The sequence below is a fragment of the Pseudomonas sp. P106(2024) genome (assembly GCF_057480815.1).
In genome coordinates this window covers 103,082-119,050 of the sequence record NZ_JBLIYU010000009.1, presented here as the reverse complement: position 1 = coordinate 119,050, position 15,969 = coordinate 103,082, and the positions used below count along the sequence as shown (strand labels likewise).

Annotated in this window: 13 protein-coding genes; 7 read left to right on the top strand and 6 right to left on the bottom strand. The window is 65.6% G+C overall.

All coding sequences use genetic code 11. The features are described 5' to 3' along the window. Nucleotide 1: 1 nt before the first annotated feature. Both AC25M7_RS16295 and mfd read right to left on the bottom strand, forming a co-directional pair. Nucleotides 2-562, bottom strand: coding sequence for a CsiV family protein (locus AC25M7_RS16295; RefSeq protein WP_028692733.1), 561 nt, complete (start codon nt 560-562; stop codon nt 2-4). A 9-nt stretch (nt 563-571) separates the two neighbouring features. Continuing rightward, nucleotides 572-4,021 carry a transcription-repair coupling factor gene (mfd, locus tag AC25M7_RS16290; RefSeq protein ID WP_486971275.1) on the bottom strand — a complete coding sequence of 1,150 codons (3,450 nt, stop codon included), beginning with the start codon at nt 4,019-4,021 and terminating at the stop codon, nt 572-574. Nucleotides 4,022-4,188: 167 nt separating this feature from the next. On the opposite strand from mfd, the gene AC25M7_RS16285 reads away from it, so the two are divergent. The 3 genes from AC25M7_RS16285 to sthA all read left to right on the top strand — a co-directional run bounded on the left by AC25M7_RS16285 (nt 4,189) and on the right by sthA (nt 8,475). Then, on the top strand, nt 4,189-5,652 hold the full coding sequence (locus AC25M7_RS16285; protein ID WP_036986701.1) for a glyceraldehyde-3-phosphate dehydrogenase: 1,464 nt from the start codon (nt 4,189-4,191) through the stop codon (nt 5,650-5,652). Between the two features lie 226 nt (nt 5,653-5,878). Next, entirely contained in the window at nt 5,879-6,877 is a 999-nt protein-coding gene (locus tag AC25M7_RS16280; protein WP_069016682.1) for an FAD:protein FMN transferase, read from the top strand. Between the two features lie 203 nt (nt 6,878-7,080). Then, entirely contained in the window at nt 7,081-8,475 is a 1,395-nt protein-coding gene (gene sthA, locus AC25M7_RS16275; protein WP_023631920.1) for a Si-specific NAD(P)(+) transhydrogenase, read from the top strand. Nucleotides 8,476-8,523: 48 nt separating this feature from the next. Here the strand turns inward: sthA and AC25M7_RS16270 are convergent, their stop codons facing one another. Continuing rightward, entirely contained in the window at nt 8,524-9,240 is a 717-nt protein-coding gene (locus AC25M7_RS16270; RefSeq protein ID WP_028692729.1) for a glycerophosphodiester phosphodiesterase, read from the bottom strand. 32 nt (nt 9,241-9,272) lie between these two features. Then, on the bottom strand, nt 9,273-9,857 hold the full coding sequence (locus tag AC25M7_RS16265; protein ID WP_236248512.1) for a PilZ domain-containing protein: 585 nt from the start codon (nt 9,855-9,857) through the stop codon (nt 9,273-9,275). A gap of 93 nt (nt 9,858-9,950) precedes the next feature. Between AC25M7_RS16265 and AC25M7_RS16260 the strand changes: the two genes are divergently transcribed. The 3 genes from AC25M7_RS16260 (at nt 9,951) to AC25M7_RS16250 (ending at nt 13,199) form a co-directional block, all read left to right on the top strand. Further along, entirely contained in the window at nt 9,951-11,201 is a 1,251-nt protein-coding gene (locus tag AC25M7_RS16260; protein WP_486971274.1) for a lipoprotein-releasing ABC transporter permease subunit, read from the top strand. A gap of 7 nt (nt 11,202-11,208) precedes the next feature. Then, nucleotides 11,209-11,892 (top strand): lipoprotein-releasing ABC transporter ATP-binding protein LolD, encoded by a 684-nt coding sequence (gene lolD, locus AC25M7_RS16255; RefSeq protein WP_207851595.1) that lies wholly within the window; start codon nt 11,209-11,211, stop codon nt 11,890-11,892. Between the two features lie 62 nt (nt 11,893-11,954). Continuing rightward, on the top strand, nt 11,955-13,199 hold the full coding sequence (locus tag AC25M7_RS16250) for a lipoprotein-releasing ABC transporter permease subunit (protein ID WP_486971273.1): 1,245 nt from the start codon (nt 11,955-11,957) through the stop codon (nt 13,197-13,199). Nucleotides 13,200-13,259: 60 nt separating this feature from the next. Here the strand turns inward: AC25M7_RS16250 and AC25M7_RS16245 are convergent, their stop codons facing one another. Continuing rightward, the gene (locus AC25M7_RS16245; protein ID WP_486971272.1) at nt 13,260-14,603 is read right to left on the bottom strand and encodes a heavy metal sensor histidine kinase; all 1,344 of its coding nucleotides are present in this window, start codon (nt 14,601-14,603) and stop codon (nt 13,260-13,262) included. Then, complete coding sequence (locus AC25M7_RS16240) at nt 14,603-15,283, bottom strand: heavy metal response regulator transcription factor (RefSeq protein ID WP_028692723.1); 681 nt, start codon at nt 15,281-15,283, stop codon at nt 14,603-14,605. The genes AC25M7_RS16245 and AC25M7_RS16240 overlap by 1 nt, the downstream gene beginning before the upstream one ends. A gap of 156 nt (nt 15,284-15,439) precedes the next feature. Between AC25M7_RS16240 and AC25M7_RS16235 the strand changes: the two genes are divergently transcribed. Beyond that, on the top strand, nt 15,440-15,955 hold the full coding sequence (locus tag AC25M7_RS16235) for a cupredoxin domain-containing protein (protein ID WP_062574603.1): 516 nt from the start codon (nt 15,440-15,442) through the stop codon (nt 15,953-15,955). The last annotated feature ends 14 nt before the right edge of the window (nt 15,956-15,969 follow it).

Sequence of the window (15,969 nt, the reverse complement as noted above, 5' to 3'; positions counted from 1 at the left end):
GTCACTGCTCCATCATTTCCGGGTCCGGCAGTGGGATCTTGCGCATGCCGGCCGGCGAAACCCTGAGCAGCAGCGCCAGGTGACCGCCATCGAAGAAGGTCAGCTGGCCGGCCTTCATGTTGCTGTTGTTCTGCTTGAGCTGTTCGCTCTGCAGCACGCTGCCGTTGCCATCGAGCTGGTTGACCCAGAAGTTGGCGTCGACGGCGATGAAGCGATCTTCCCTGATGCTCAGGTTGCCCTCGATGGGGAAGTGGCCGAACTGTTCGTCGCCGACGCCGAGGGCGACAGTCTCGGTGTCCTGCTGCCAGGCCTTGTGCAGCAGCACGGTGTAGTCGGCGGTGGCCTGCAGGCGGGTGACTTCATCACCCAAACCGGTTGGACGCTCGGCGCCTTTTTCCAGGCGCGGCGCGCCGGCGCTCCAGTCTTCCGGAGCGAAGGGGCTGGTGATCGCCGGCACGGCGTTCTGCCGCACCAGGATCATTTCTACCTGGTAGGGGCCTGCGGCGAAGGCAGCCGGCGCGAGCAGGGCCAGCAGCAGGGTCAGGCAACGGATGGCACGCATGAAGCTTCCTTATGGATTTTGTGGAGTGAGGCGCTCGAACAGCGCTTCCAGGGTGTTGAAACGTTCTTCGGGGCGTTCCATCGGCACCAGGAAGCGGACCTGGGTCGCGCCTTCGAACTTGTAGCGTTTGGGCTGGCCCTGGATCAGCTTGATCAGGGTCAGCGGGTCGACCGGGGTCTCGGCCTCGAACTCGAGCTTGCCGCCGTTGGGGCCGGCATCGACTTTCTTGATGCCGAGCTTTTCCGCCTGCAGCTTGAGCAGGGTCAGGCGCATCAGGTTCTTGGTCGGCTCTGGCAGCAAGCCGAAGCGGTCGATCATTTCCACCTGCAGGTCCTTGAGGCCCTCTTCGTCGGCCGCCGAGGCGATGCGCTTGTAGAGGATCAGGCGTGCATGCACGTCGGGCAGGTAGTCCTCGGGGATCAGCGCCGGCAGGCGCAGGTTGATCTCCGGGCCGCCGCCCAGCGGCTGCTCGAGGTTCGGCTGGTTGCCCTTGCGGATGGCCTTGACCGCGCGCTCGAGCATTTCCATGTACAGGGTGAAGCCGACGGCCTGGATCTGCCCGCTCTGGCCTTCGCCAAGCAGTTCGCCGGCGCCGCGGATCTCCAGGTCGTTGGTGGCCAGGACGAAGCCCGCGCCCAGGTCCTGGGTGTTGGCGATGGCCTCCAGGCGTTTCTCGGCATCGGCACTGATCTGCTGGCGCGGCGGCGTCAGCAGGTAGGCATAGGCCTGGTGGTGGCTGCGCCCGACCCGGCCGCGCAGCTGGTGCAGCTGGGCCAGGCCGAACTTGTCGGCGCGCTCGATGACAATGGTGTTGGCGCTGGGCACGTCGATGCCGGTCTCGATGATGGTCGAGGCGATCAGAACGTTGAAGCGCTTGTGGTAGAAGTCGCTCATCACCTGTTCGAGTTCACGCTCGCGCATCTGCCCGTGACCGATGCCGATGCGCGCCTCGGGCACCAGTTCGGCCAGTTCCGCGGCGCACTTCTCGATGGTCTTGACGTCGTTGTGCAGGTAGTACACCTGGCCGCCGCGCAGCAGTTCGCGCAGCAGCGCTTCCTTGACCGTGCTCTTGTTCTGCTCCATGACGAAGGTGCGCACCGACAGGCGCCTGGCCGGCGGAGTGGCGATGATCGACAGGTCGCGCATGCCCGACACCGCCATGTTCAGCGTGCGGGGAATCGGCGTTGCGGTCAGGGTGAGGATGTCCACTTCGCTGCGCAGGGCCTTGAGCTGTTCTTTCTGGCGCACGCCGAAGCGGTGTTCCTCGTCGATGATGGCCAGGCCCAGGTCCTTGAAGCGCACATCATCCTGCAGCAGCTTGTGGGTGCCGATGAGAATGTCGATCTTGCCTTCGGCCAGTTCCGCCGCGGCGCTGGCGACTTCCTTGGCCGACTTGAAGCGGCTCATCACCTCGACCTTCACCGGCCAGTCGGCGAAGCGGTCGCGGAAGCTGTTGTAGTGCTGCTGGGCGAGCAGGGTGGTGGGTACCAGCACCGCCACCTGGCGGCCACTGTGCACGGCGATGAAGGCGGCGCGCATGGCCACTTCGGTCTTGCCGAAGCCGACGTCGCCGCAGACCAGGCGGTCCATGGGCTGGCCGGCGAGCATGTCGGCGCGTACCGCCTCGATGGCGGCCTGCTGGTCGGGGGTTTCCTCGAACGGGAAGCCGGCACTGAAGGTGGCGTAGTCGGCGGCCGGGTCGGCGAAGGCATAGCCTTTGCGCGCGGCGCGGCGGGCATAGATGTCAAGCAGCTCGGCGGCGACGTCGCGCACCTGTTCGGCGGCCTTGCGCTTGGCTTTCTGCCAGGCTTCGGAGCCCAGCCGGTGCAAAGGCGCCAGGGCGTCGTCGCTGCCGGTGTAGCGGGCGATCAGGTGCAGGTTGGCCACCGGCACGTAGAGTTTGGCGCCCTCGGCGTATTCGAGGGTGAGGAACTCGGCGGCCTGGCCGTCGATCTCCAGGGTCGCCAGGCCCAGGTAGCGGCCCACGCCATGGTCGATGTGCACCACCGGGGCGCCTTCGCGCAGCTCCGTGAGGTTCTTGATCACCGCGTCGTTGGCCGCCTCGCCGCGTTTCTCGCGGCGCCGGCGCTGCATCACGCGCTGGCCGAACAGCGGGCTTTCGGCGACCAGGGCCAGGCTGGGGTCGTCCAGCAGCAGGCCGTCGTCCAGCGGCGCGATGGTGATCGCCAGGCGTTCGCCGCCATTGACGAAGTCGGCCCATCCGTCGACGGTGTGCGGGCGCAGCTTCAGGCGTTCGAGCAGCTCCAGCAGCACTTCGCGCCGGCCCGCCGATTCCGCCGTGAACAGCACCCGGCCGGGGAACTGGTCGAGGAAGTTCGCCAGTTCCGCCAGCGGCTGGTTGGCCTTGGCCTCGATGGCCAGGTTGGGCAGGGCGCGGGCCGGAAAGCGCTCGCGGCCGACGCCGGGTTCGACGTCGTCGGCACCGATCACCACCCGTGGCCATTGCTTGAGGCGGGCGAAGCAGTCCTCCACCGGCATGAACAGCTCCGCCGGCGGCAGCAGCGGTCGGCTGAGGTCGCCGCGGCGCTCTTCATAGCGCCCGCGCACGTCGTTCCAGAAATGCTCGGCGGCCTGCTCCACGCCCGGCAGGGAGAACACCTGGGTGTCCGCCGGCAGGTAGTCGAACAGGGTGGCGGTCTCTTCGAAGAACAGCGGCAGGTAGTACTCGATGCCGGCGGGGATGATGCCGCTGGTGAGGTCCTGGAAGATCGCGCTGCGGCGGAAGTCCACGTCGAAGCGTTCGCGGAAGCGCGCCTTGAAGCGCGTCACCTCGTCCTTCTGCATGGGAAACTCGCGCGCCGGCAGCAGTCGGATCGAGTCGACCTTGTCGATCGAGCGCTGCGACTCCGGGTCGAAGGTGCGCAGGGTCTCGATCTCGTCGTCGAACAGGTCGATGCGGTACGGCTGCTTGCTGCCCATGGGGAACAGGTCGATCAGCGCGCCGCGCACGGCGAACTCGCCATGCTCGTAGACCGTGTCAACGCAGCGGTAGCCGCTGGCCTCGAGGCGCGTGCGCATCTGCTCGACGTCGATCTTCTGGCCGACGTCCAGCACCAGGCTGCTGCCCAGCAGGAAGCGCGTGGGGGCCAGGCGGTGCAGGGCGGTGGTGATCGGCACGACCAGGATGCCGTGGTCCAGCTCCGGCAGCCGGTAGAGGCTGGCGATGCGCTGGGAGATGATGTCCTGGTGCGGCGAGAACAGGTCGTAGGGCAGGGTTTCCCAGTCGGGGAACGGCAGCACCGGCAGCGCCGGCGCGAAGAAGCGCAGCTCCTGCTCGAGGCGGTCGGCCGCCTGGCTGTCGGCGGTCAGCAACAGGGTGAAGCGACCGGCGGTACTGGCCGCCTCGGCGATGGCCAGGCTCAAGGCGGCGCCGGGCAGGTTGCCCCAGGTTTGTTTGCCGGCCGTGGCCGACATTTGCGGTAGGCGCAGAACTGACACGGGAGATCGGACTCCAAGCGATGCGGCAAAGAGGTCGATTGTACCGGTGCCGGGGCTCGCTGTCAGGCTCGCGAGGGCATGACGACGGGGTCTGGCGTCGGCGACAGGCGCTCATTGCCCGATACGCCGAGGGGCGTCATAATGTAGCCCCTTTTTTGTTCCCCTACATGTGGAAGGTTACCGTGACTCAGAAGCCCGACCAGTGTCTTGGTGAGTGGATCGATCGTGAAGCCCTGGCTGAAGCGATGATCCCGCTTATCGGTCAGCTCTACCGCAACAACAACGTGGTGAGCTCGATCTATGGCCGCAGCCTGATCAACCGTTCGGTTATCTCGATCCTCAAAGCCCACCGCTTTGCCCGTCACCGTCAGACCGACGAGACCGAGCTGTCCGTCCACGAGACATTCCCCCTGCTCAAGGCCATGAGCGAGCTGAAACTGGGTGCCGCCTCGGTGGACCTGGGCAAGCTGGCCAACAAGTTCAAGGCCGAAGGCAACGGCCGCAGCGCCGAGCAGTTCGTCCGTGACGAACTGGCCGACGTCGTGGGTCAGCAGAACGCTTCCGCACGCAAGGGCACCGACGTCGTCCTGTACGGCTTCGGCCGTATCGGCCGCCTGCTGGCGCGCATCCTGATCGAGAAGACCGGTGGTGGCGACGGCCTGCGCCTGCGCGCCATCGTCGTGCGCAAGGGCGCCGAGAACGACCTGGTCAAGCGCGCCAGCCTGCTGCGCCGCGACTCGGTGCACGGTCCGTTCGACGGCACCATCGTCATCGATGAAGCCAACAATACCATCACCGCCAACGGCAACCTGATCCAGGTGATCTACGCCAAGAGCCCGAGCGAAGTCGACTACACCCAGTACGGCATCCACGATGCGCTGATCGTCGACAACACCGGCGTATGGCGTGACGCCGACGGCCTCGGCCAGCACCTGGCCTGCCCGGGCGCTGCTCGCGTGATCCTCACCGCACCTGGCAAGGGCGCGCTGAAGAACATCGTGCACGGCATCAACCACGGCGACATCAGCGCCGACGACAAGATCATCTCGGCGGCGTCCTGCACCACCAACGCCATCGTGCCGGTGCTCAAGGCCATCAACGACCAGTACGGGATCGTCAACGGCCACGTCGAAACCGTTCACTCGTTCACCAACGACCAGAACCTGATCGACAACTTCCACAAGGGCAGCCGTCGTGGCCGCGCCGCGCCGCTGAACATGGTCATCACCGAGACCGGTGCCGCCACCGCCGCCGCCAAGGCCCTGCCGGTGCTCAAGGGCAAGCTGACCGGCAATGCCATCCGTGTGCCGACGCCGAACGTGTCGATGGCCATTCTCAACCTGAACCTCGAGAAGGCCACCACCCGCGAAGAGCTGAACGAGTACTTGCGTCAGACCGCCATGCACTCGGAACTGCACAAGCAGATCGACTACGTCAGTTCCCAGGAAGTGGTGTCCACCGACTTCGTCGGCTCGCGCCACGCCGGTGTGGTCGACGCCGAGGCGACCATCTGCAACGACAACCGCGTTGTCCTGTACGTCTGGTACGACAACGAATTCGGTTACAGCTGCCAGGTGGTGCGCGTGATGGAAGACATGGCTGGTGTGAACCCGCCAGCGTTTCCACGCTGATCCGCTTGTAATGCGTTGAAAAAACGGGAACCTTCGGGTTCCCGTTTTTTTTCTTTCCGCCTCGCTGCTATCGATGTGGGAGCGGCCTTGTGTCGCGAAAGGGCTGCGCAGGAGCCCCGGCAATTGTGGTGGCGTTGCAGAAATCCCGGGGCCGCTTTGCTGCCCTTTCGCGACACAAGGCCGCTCCCACATCGACCGCGTGGGCAGGTCAATCGAGAGATCTAAGTTGCGCACAGTTCTTCTGCTTTGCCTGTTGTTGCTGTCAGCCTGCAATCAAGGCCCCACCCTCGAGCGCTTCGGCGGCCCGACCATGGGCAGCAGCTACAGCATCCAGTACGTGCGCCAACCCGGCGGCCCTGCGCCCGAGCAGGTCCAGGCCGAGGTCGAGGCCATCCTCCAGGCCATCGACGCCCGCTACTCCACCTACCGCGGCGACTCTACCGTCAGCCGTTTCAACCAGCTCCCGGCCAATCAGTGCCTGCCCATCGACGCCGACCTGTTCGAGCTGGCCAGCTTCGGCCAGCACCTGGCCGAGCAGAGCCGGGGTGCCTTCGACCTCACCGTTGAGCCACTGCTCGACCTCTGGGGCTTTGGCCCGCAGGCCCGCGAGATGCACGTGCCCGACCCGCAGGCGCTGGCCCGTGCACGTGAGCGTGTGGGCTACCGGCACCTGCGCATCGAGGGTGACGCCCTGTGCAAGGACGCCCCCATCGAGCTGGACTTCAACAGCATCGCCGCTGGCCATGCCGTCGACCTGATCGCCCAGCGCCTGCGCGGCATGGGTATCGAGGCGTTTCTCGCCGAAGCCACCGGCGAGCTCAAGGCCGTGGGCCGCAAGCCCGACGGCAGTGCCTGGCGGGTGGCCCTGGAGCTGCCGCGCGAGGATCGCCAGATCGCCCGCCAGGTCATCGACGTGGAGGACATGGCCGTGTCGACCTCGGGTGACTATCGGCATTATTTCGAGGACAATGGCCGGCGCTATTCGCACACCTTCGACGCCCATCTCGGGCGCCCGGTCGAGCACGACCTGGCGGCGGTGACGGTGCTCGACGGCTCGGCGCTGCAGGCCGACGGCTACTCGACCCTGCTGTTGATCCTCGGGCCGCAGCAGGGCTGGGATTTCGCCGTCGCCCACGGCATTGCCGCGGTACTGGTGACCCGGGTCGAGGGTGGTTTCGTCTCCCGTTCCACGCCGGCCTTCGAGCGGGTGGTGAAAGGCGAGTGAAAGGCAAGCCACGGATGATCAATGCCAGGGAAGCGGTGAAACGACATGTAGTGCAGGCAATAATGGCCTACGACGCGACCAAGGGTTAATGTGCGCGGCGTTCACGCTTGATTAGACTGCACCCGAATTTTCTCATGGCGCCCCGGCGACATGATCGCGCCCCGCGGCCATCCGGCCGGCGGGCCAGTTCTGAAGGAGTACGCATGGCTGTCTACAACTACGACGTAGTGGTGCTGGGTTCCGGCCCGGCCGGAGAAGGCGCGGCAATGAACGCCGCCAAAGCAGGGCGCAAGGTGGCCATGGTCGACAGCCGTCGCCAGGTCGGCGGTAACTGCACCCACCTGGGCACCATCCCGTCCAAGGCGCTGCGTCACTCCGTGCGGCAGATCATGCAGTTCAACACCAACCCGATGTTCCGCGCCATCGGCGAGCCGCGCTGGTTCTCCTTCCCCGACGTGCTCAAGAGCGCCGAGAAAGTCATCAGCAAGCAGGTTGCCTCGCGTACCGGCTACTACGCGCGCAACCGCGTCGATGTGTTCGTCGGCACCGGCAGCTTCGCCGACGAGCAGACCGTCGAAGTGGTCTGCCCCAACGGCGTGGTCGAGAAGCTCAACGCCAAGCACATCATCATTGCCACCGGCTCGCGTCCGTATCGCCCGGCCGACATCGACTTCCACCACCCGCGGGTCTACGACAGCGACACCATCCTCAGCCTGAGCCACACCCCACGCAAGCTGATCGTCTACGGCGCCGGGGTGATCGGTTGCGAATACGCCTCGATCTTCAGCGGCCTGGGTGTGCTGGTCGAACTGGTCGACAACCGCGGCCAGCTGCTGAGCTTCCTCGACTCGGAAATCTCCCAGGCGCTGAGCTACCACTTCAGCAACAACAACATCACCGTGCGCCACAACGAGGAATACGACCGCGTCGAAGGCCTGGACAACGGGGTGATCCTGCACCTGAAGTCGGGCAAGAAGATCAAGGCCGACGCCTTGCTGTGGTGCAACGGCCGTACCGGCAACACCGACAAGCTGGGCCTGGAGAACATCGGCATCAAGGTCAACAGCCGTGGCCAGATCGAAGTTGACGAGACCTACCGCACCAGCGTGCCGAACATCTATGGCGCCGGTGACGTGATCGGCTGGCCGAGCCTGGCCAGCGCCGCCCACGACCAGGGCCGCTCGGCCGCCGGCAGCATCGTCGACAACGGCAGCTGGCGCTTCGTCAACGACGTGCCGACCGGCATCTACACCATTCCGGAGATCAGCTCGATCGGCAAGAACGAGCAGGAGCTGACCCAGGCCAAGGTGCCCTATGAAGTGGGCAAGGCCTTCTTCAAGAGCATGGCCCGCGCGCAGATCGCCGGCGAGCCGCAGGGCATGCTGAAGATCCTGTTCCACCGCGAGACCCTGGAAGTCCTCGGTGTGCACTGCTTCGGCTACCAGGCCTCGGAGATCGTCCATATCGGCCAGGCGGTGATGAACCAGCCGGGCGAACAGAACAACCTGAAGTACTTCGTCAACACCACCTTCAACTACCCGACCATGGCCGAGGCCTATCGGGTAGCTGCCTACGATGGACTGAACCGGCTTTTTTGAGCGGCTCCGACCGGTGGCCTGAGCCGGTCGGGGAGACCGATTTCAGCCCTACCCGAGGGTGGTCCTGGCCAAACCGGGAAAGTCTGTAATCAGGCTGTCCACGCCAAAGTCGGCGAGCCGGCGCATCAGCGCCGGTTCGTTGACCGTCCATACCGACACATGCAGGCCCTGGCGCTGCGCCTTGATCAGGCGTTCGGGGGTGCACAGCGTCCAGTTCAACGCCAGCATCTCGCAGTCGTAGTTCTGCGCGACCTTCAGCGGGTCGAGCCAGGCGTACTCGGCAACCAGTCCGCGCTTGATGTCGGGTACCAGCTCCTGGGCGGCGCCCAGCACTTCCCGTGAGCTCGAGGTGATGGTCACCTTGTCCAGCAGGCCATGCTGCTGGGCCAGTTCGCGGATCGCCAGCACGGTGCTGGCGGCACGGGTGCGCGAGGCACTCTTGACCTCCAGCTGCCAGTGCTCGAACGGGCACTTCTCGAACAACTCCTCGAGCCGCGGGATGGGGCAGGGCTGCACATGGCCCGGGCCGCCCTTGCGCGCATCGTAGGTGACCAGCTCGGCGGCGGTGTGCTCGACCACCTTGCCGCGCCGGCCAGTGGTGCGCTTGAGGGTCGGATCATGGATTACCATCAGCTCGTTGTCGGCCGACAGGTGCAGGTCGAGTTCGCAGCGGGTCACGCCATGGGACAGGCACTGGCGAAAGCTCTGCAGGGTATTCTCGGGCGCTTCGCCCTTGGCGCCGCGGTGGCCATAGATCAAGGTCACGTTCGTTCCTTCAAATCAGAGAGAAAAGGGCTTCAGGAAGCGGGGTCGTTCTGTTCCAGCGCCTGGCGTCGTTGCTGTTGCTGGCGCTGCAGGATGTAGCGGGCCAGCAGCTGGCGCTGGGCGTCGGTCATGTCGATGAACTCGGTGCCTACCTCGTAATCGCCATCCGGGCGCGGGTCGCAGTGGGTGACCCGGCCGCGCAGGAGCAGGCCATGGGCGCGGGGCATCAGCACCATCTTCACCTTGACCCGGGTGCCGGGGGCGATCTTCTGCGCCTGGGCGAACTCGATGCCGCCTTCAGAGATGATCACCGGCTGCGGCTGGCCGATTTCGCCGATCAGGGTCTGGGCGACCACGGCGCTGAGCAAGTCGAGACGTTTGTTCTGGGCGCGCAGGAAGGCTGCCAGGGTGCGGTCTTTTTCGCTCAGCTGGCGCAACAGGTGCTGCGACTCGAAGTCCGAAAGGTGCAGTTCGCTGAGCAGGTTGAACAGCTCGGAATCATCCTGCAACAGTTCTGTTTCAAGGGCTTCGGCCGCGCTAAGGGGGCTGATTTGAAGTGCGATCCGATCTTCGATGCGGTAGTATTCGCGGCGATCTTCTTCGTCTAATGTCGTCATGGCGAACCCAAGGTTACGGCGGTGGTCCGAGTGTAAAGCCGCCGTAGGCGCCTCGCCACAAGGACGTTCCCTTTCATCCGAACAAGCCCCGACATGTTCAGACCTCTATTCGTATTCATTGGTACGCGTTACACCCGTGCCAAGCGCCGCAATCACTTCGTCTCGTTCATTTCGCTCACCTCGATGATCGGCCTCGCCCTGGGCGTGGTGGTGATGATCGTGGTGCTCTCGGTGATGAACGGGTTCGACCACGAGATGCGTACCCGCGTGCTGGGTATGATCCCCCATGCAACGCTGGAGACCGGCCAGCCGATCGACGACTGGCAGGCCCTCGCCTCTAAAGTAAAGCAGAATCCGCAGGTGCTGGCGGTCGCGCCATTCACACAGATGCAGGGCCTGCTGACCCATGAAGGTAAGGTGCAGAAGGTGCTGCTCAACGGTATCGACCCGGCCCGCGAGCGCGAGGTGTCGATCATCGACAAGTTCGTCCTCGACGGCAGCCTCGACAAGCTGGCCCCGGGCGAGTGGGGCATCATGATCGGCGACAAGGCCGCGCAGAAACTGGGCGTGGGCATCGGCGACAAGCTGACTTTCGTTGCCCCCGAGGTCAGCGTCACCCCGGCGGGGATGTTCCCGCGCATGAAGCGCTTTACCGTGGTCGGCACCTTCCATGTCGGCGCCGGCGAGATCGACGGCTATCTGGGCCTGACCAACATCGCCGACCTGTCGCGCCTGCACCGCTGGAAGGCCGACCAGGTCCAGGGCGTGCGCCTGAAGTTCGACGACCTGTTCCAGGCCCCGCGGGCCTCTTGGGCCATCGCCCAGCAGCTGGGCGAGCAGGAGTTCTACCCGCGTGACTGGACCCGCACCCACGGCAACCTGTACCAGGCGATCCGCATGGAGAAATCCATGATCGGCCTGCTGTTGCTGCTGATCGTCGCGGTGGCGGCGTTCAACATCATTTCCACCCTGGTGATGGTGGTCAACGACAAGCGTGGCGACATCGCCATCCTGCGCACCCTGGGCGCCACGCCCGGGCAGATCATGGCCATCTTCATGGTCCAGGGCACGGTGATCGGCGTGGTCGGCACGCTGATCGGCGCGGTCCTGGGCATCCTCGGCGCGCTTAACGTGAGCGCGGCCATCGCCGGCATCGAGACCCTGATCGGGCACAAGTTCCTCAATGCCGATGTGTACTTCATCGATTACCTGCCGTCGCAGATCCAGTCCCAGGACGTGTACATGGTCTGTGGTGCGGCGCTGGTCCTGAGTTTCTTCGCCACCCTGTATCCGGCCTGGCGCGCCTCGCGCACCCAGCCGGCGGAGGCGCTACGTTATGAGTGAGTCGCGCATGAGTGATAAAACCGTGTTGAGCTGCCGCAACCTGGGCAAGAGCTACGAGGAAGGCCCGGAGTCGGTCCAGGTCTTGTCGGGGTTGAACCTCGAACTGCACCCGGGCGAGCGGGTGGCCATCGTCGGCAGCTCGGGCTCGGGCAAGAGTACCTTGCTCAACCTGCTCGGCGGCCTCGACACCCCGAGCCAGGGCAGCGTCTGGCTGGCCGGCGAGGAGCTGTCGGCGCTGGGCGAGCGGGCCCGCGGCCTGCTGCGCAACCGCGCCCTGGGCTTCGTCTACCAGTTCCACCACCTGCTGGCGGAGTTCACCGCCCTGGAAAACGCCTGCATGCCGCTGCTGATCGGCAAGACGCCGATCGCCGAGGCCCGCGAGCGTGCCGAGGCGCTGCTCAAGCGCGTTGGCCTGGGGCATCGGTTGAATCACAAGCCGGCCGAGCTGTCCGGTGGTGAACGCCAGCGTGTGGCGATCGCCCGCGCCCTGGTCAACCGCCCGGGCCTGGTCATGCTCGACGAGCCCACCGGCAACCTCGACCACCACACCGCCCAGGGTATCCAGGAACTGATGCAGGAGCTGTCGAATCACTCGCAGACCGCATTCCTGGTTGTGACCCACGACCTCAACCTGGCGCGGCAGATGGACCGTGTGCTGCGCCTGGAAGACGGGCACCTGGTGGCGATCTGAGTCGCCTGCATGGGGCGGCCTGAGGCGGCCCCGATTCATTTTTCACTTGGGTGTCCTCGTTCATGTTCAGACCCTTGTCGTTGTTCATCGGTGCCCGCTACACCCGTGCCAAGCGCCGCAACCACTTCATCTCGTTCATCTCGATGACTTCGATGATCGGCCTGTCGCTCGGCGTGCTGGCGATGATCACGGTGCTGTCGGTGATGAACGGCTTCCAGCGCGAGATGAGCTCACGCGTGCTGGGCCTGGTGCCCCATGCCGCGATTCTCGGCGCGCAGCCGCTGGACGACTGGCGCAAGGTCGCCAGCGCCGCCGAAAGCAACCCGGCGGTGATGGCCGCGGCGCCGATCACCGAGATGGAGGGCATGCTCTCGTACAAGGGGGCGATGCAGCCGATCCAGGTCGCCGGCATCGACCCGGCCGAGGAGGGCAAGGTCTCCATCGTCACCCAGCATATTGTCCAGGGCAGCCTGCAGGACCTGGTGCCGGGCGAGTACGGCGTGGTCATCGGTGAATTGACCGCCCGGCGCTTTCGCCTGAATACCGGCGACAAGCTGACCCTGATCGTTCCGGAAATCAGCAAGGAGCCGGGCGGCATCACCCCGCGCATGCAGCGCCTGACCGTGGTCGGCATCTTCAAGGTCGGCGCCGAACTGGATGGCTCCCAGGCCTACATCCATATCGCCGATGCCGGCGAGATGCAGCGCTGGGCGCCGGGCCAGGTGCAGGGCGTGCGGCTGAAGCTGCATGACCTGTACGCTGCGCCGCAGGTGTCCAAGGCCATCGCTGCGGGGCTGGGCGACGGCTACCGTGCCGATGACTGGTCGCACACCCAGGGCAGCCTGTTCAGCGCCATGAAAATGGAAAAGACCATGATCGGCCTGCTGCTGATGATGATCATCGCCGTGGCTGCCTTCAATATCATCGCCACCCTGGTGATGGTGGTGAACGACAAGGGCGCGGATATCGCCATCCTGCGCACCATCGGCGCGACGCCGGCGCAGATCATGGGCACGTTCATGGTCCAGGGCAGCCTGATCGGCATCGTCGGCACCCTGATCGGTGGCGTGCTCGGGGTGATCCTGGCACTGAACGTCAGCGCCGTGGTCGGCTGGATCGAGCGGGTCAGTGGGCAGCACATCTTCACCTCCGACATCTACTTCATCAGCAGCCTGCCCTCGGAGCTGCAGTGGGGCGATGTGGCGATCATCTGCCTGGCTGGGCTGGTGATGAGCTTCCTGGCGACCCTCTATCCTGCGTACCGCGCTTCGCAGATCGAACCGGCGATGGCGTTGCGTTACGAGTAAGGCAGGGGCGCTTTGCGCCCCTTTCGCCGGCTTGCCGGCGATGGGCTGCGCAGCAGCCCTCTAAGCAGGCAACTCGATCACGAAGCGCGTCCACCCACCTTCGCACTGGGCCCGAATATTCCCGCCGTGCGCCTGCACGATCGAGCGGGTGATGGCCAGCCCCAGGCCCGCATGCTCGCTGCTGCCCTCCTGGCGCGCCGGGTCTGCCCGATAGAAACGGTCGAACAGCCGCTCCAGCAGTTGCGGGGCGATTGCCGGGCCACTGTTGGCCACCTCGATGCGCAACCCCGGCGCAAGGCTCACACGAATCTCGCCCCCCGCCGGGGTGAAGCGCAGGGCATTGTCCAGCAGGTTCGACAAGGCCCGGCGCAGCATGTGTCGGTCGCCCTCGGCATGCGCCTGGCCCTCGCGAGACAGCCTGACCTCGGCTTCCTCAGCCAGCGGCGCGTAATACTCCAGCAGCGCATCGACCTCGATCGCCAGGTCCAGCGCCTGACTATTGGGCATCAGCAGACCGTGGTCGGCCTTGGCCAGATAGAGCATGTCGTTGACCAGCTGGGCCATCCACTGCAGTTCCTCGAGATTGCCATGCAGGGCCTCGCGGTACTCCTCGAGGCTGCGTGGGCGGGTGAGGGTGACCTGGGTGTGGGTCAGCAGGTTGGACAGCGGTGTGCGCAACTCGTGGGCGATGTCGGCGGAGAACGCCGACAGGCGTTGGAAAGCATCGTCCAGGCGCTGCAGCATGGCATTGACCGCGGCGGCCAGCTCGGCCAGTTCCTCGGGCATCTCGGCGGCCGGCAGGCGAGTGGTTAGCGAGCGGGCGTTGACGCTGGCGGCGACCTTGCCCATCCGCCGCAGCGGCTTCAGGCCACGGCGCACGGCCCAGGCACCCAGCAGCGCGGTGGCCAGCGCGCTGAGGCCGACCGTGAGCCAGATCAGGCGCTGCATGCCTTGCAGGAAGTGCTGGTGATGGGTGATGTCGAGGAACAAGGTCAACTGCGGCGAGTCGGGCCGGGTTTCGTCCAGCGGCAGGCTCAGTCCGCGGTAGTCGTTGCCCTGGGTATGCAGCGTGGCCAGGCCGGGCTGGGCCGGGGCGTCCGGCAGGTCGCCGCGGCTGGCGAACCAGGTGGTGCCGTCGACCGCGCGCACGCGCAAGGCCAGGTCGGACTGGTGGCTGAGCTCGTTGAGCAGCCCCGGCAGGCGCGTGGCCAGTTGCTCGGGGGTGGTGACGCCGTCGAGCAGGCTGCGCATCAGCGACAGGCGGCCGCTGAGCAGTTGCTGGTCGAGCTCGACGAAGTGCTGCTCGCTGGCGCGGCTGAACAGCAGGCCGGCGCCCAGCGAAACACTGGCGGTGCAGGCGGCGAACAGCAGCGCCAGGCGACGGCCGAGGGACAGGCGGCGCATCAGTCCTGGCGCTCCTCGAGCACGTAGCCCATGCCGCGCACGGTATGGATCAGCTTGGTGGCGTGATGGTCGTCGATCTTCAGGCGCAGGCGGCGGATGGCCACCTCGATGACGTTGGTGTCGCTGTCGAAGTTCATGTCCCACACCTGCGAGGCGATCAGCGACTTGGGCAGCACCTCGCCCTGGCGGCGCAGCAGCAGTTCGAGCAGGGCGAATTCCTTGGCGGTCAGGTCGACGCGCTGGCCGGCGCGTTCGGCGCGGCGGCGGATCAGGTCCAGGCGCAGGTCGGCCAGGTTCAGGCAGGTGTCCTGGCTGGCGCTGGCGCCTCGGCGCAGCAGGCTGCGCACCCGGGCCAGCAGTTCGGAGAAGGCGAATGGCTTGACCAGGTAGTCGTCAGCGCCCAGCTCCAGGCCGTGGACGCGGTCCTCGACGGCATCTCGGGCGGTGAGGAACAGCACCGGCGTTTCCAGCCCGGCCTGGCGCACGGCCTGGAGAATCTGCCAACCGTTGCGCCCCGGCAGCATCACATCGAGGATCAGCAGGTCGTGGTCACCGGTCAGGGCCAGGTGCTGGCCGGTGTCGCCATCGTTGGCAAGCTCAGTGACGAAGCCGGCTTCGCTCAGGCCCTGGCTCAGGTACTGGCCGGTCTTGGCCTGGTCTTCGACGATCAGCAGTTTCATGTGTTTACCAATGTTCGGATCAGCGCGATGCCGAAATCATACGTGACGATCTGGCGGCCTGCCCAAGCTGACAACGTTGTAATCTTCCCGTCAGCCAGCTGCCAGCCAGCCTTTTCGAGAATGGTCTCATTCTCCCAGAACGACCCGGAGTCACCCATGAAACACCTGTTCATCGCCGCCGCCCTCGCACTGGTCAGCCTGCCGAGCTTTGCCGACAACGGCAAACCCTTCGCCTTCGGCGAGCCGGCCGAGGCGGCCAAGGCCACCCGCACCATCGAGGTGGTACTCAAGGACATCGCCTTCGAACCGAAGAGCATCAAGGTCAAGGCTGGCGAGACCGTGCGCTTCGTGCTGGTCAACGAAGGCAAGCTGCCCCACGAGTTCAACCTGGGCGACAAGGCCATGCACGCCGAGCACCAGAAGGAAATGATCGCCATGCAGGGCAAGATGTTCACCGCCGGCATGAACCACGAAGGCATGGACCATGGCCAGATGGATCACGGCCAGATGGGCGCTGGCCACGGTCATGCGGGTGGCAACACCGTGCTGGTACAGCCCGGCCAGCGCGCCGAGCTGACCTGGACCTTCCGCAAGTCGGCGCCCATCGAGTTCGCCTGCAACGTGCCTGGCCACTACCAGGCGGGCATGGTCGGGCCGCTGACCATCGAGTGACATCGGCTCCAAGG

Coding starts and splice junctions, on each gene's coding strand:
- AC25M7_RS16295 (WP_028692733.1), bottom strand. CDS start 562: ATGCGTGCCATCCGTTGCCTGACCCTGCTGCTGGCCCTGCTCGCGCCG.
- AC25M7_RS16285 (WP_036986701.1), top strand. CDS start 4,189: ATGTGGAAGGTTACCGTGACTCAGAAGCCCGACCAGTGTCTTGGTGAG.
- sthA (WP_023631920.1), top strand. CDS start 7,081: ATGGCTGTCTACAACTACGACGTAGTGGTGCTGGGTTCCGGCCCGGCC.
- AC25M7_RS16265 (WP_236248512.1), bottom strand. CDS start 9,857: ATGACGACATTAGACGAAGAAGATCGCCGCGAATACTACCGCATCGAA.
- AC25M7_RS16260 (WP_486971274.1), top strand. CDS start 9,951: ATGTTCAGACCTCTATTCGTATTCATTGGTACGCGTTACACCCGTGCC.
- lolD (WP_207851595.1), top strand. CDS start 11,209: ATGAGTGATAAAACCGTGTTGAGCTGCCGCAACCTGGGCAAGAGCTAC.
- AC25M7_RS16250 (WP_486971273.1), top strand. CDS start 11,955: ATGTTCAGACCCTTGTCGTTGTTCATCGGTGCCCGCTACACCCGTGCC.
- AC25M7_RS16245 (WP_486971272.1), bottom strand. CDS start 14,603: ATGCGCCGCCTGTCCCTCGGCCGTCGCCTGGCGCTGCTGTTCGCCGCC.
- AC25M7_RS16240 (WP_028692723.1), bottom strand. CDS start 15,283: ATGAAACTGCTGATCGTCGAAGACCAGGCCAAGACCGGCCAGTACCTG.
- AC25M7_RS16235 (WP_062574603.1), top strand. CDS start 15,440: ATGAAACACCTGTTCATCGCCGCCGCCCTCGCACTGGTCAGCCTGCCG.